At 67.4% G+C, this 393-nt stretch carries 1 protein-coding gene; it reads left to right on the plus strand.

The features are described 5' to 3' along the window. Positions 1-343, plus strand: a 343-nt coding sequence (locus I6F21_RS38455; protein WP_225184481.1) for a helix-turn-helix transcriptional regulator, incomplete at its 5' end; no start/stop codon positions are given. Between the last annotated feature and the right edge of the window lie 50 nt (positions 344-393).

A 393-nucleotide genomic window follows, 5' to 3' on the forward strand; every position in this document is an offset into this window, starting at 1 on the left:
GCGTTCGGCCTGGGCCTCGCCGCTGGCGCTGGTGCTGGTCGGCAACTCCGAGGCACGGTCCGTCATGGACGCCGGCGTGCTCGCCTCGCTCTTCGGGCTGACCAACAAGGAATGCATCGTCGCCGCACGGCTGGCCGCAGGCGAAACCCTGCAGGAAATTGCCGAGCGCGAATTCCTTTCGCTGCACACGGTGCGCGTGCACATCCGTGACATCCTGCGCAAGACCGGCACGCATCGCCAGTCTGAGCTTGTGCGCCTGCTGCATCTGTTGCCCAGCGTCGATCTGGAACGTGCTGGCGCTGCCACTCCGGCTGCGCGCCGGCGGGGCCGCCTCAACGCCTGAGTCCGTGCGCGATTTTCCTCCCCCCTTCGCCTGACTTCCAACGCCCAATC

The organism is Bradyrhizobium sp. NBAIM03, from assembly GCF_020194055.1.
Lineage (GTDB): Bacteria > Pseudomonadota > Alphaproteobacteria > Rhizobiales > Xanthobacteraceae > Bradyrhizobium > Bradyrhizobium yuanmingense.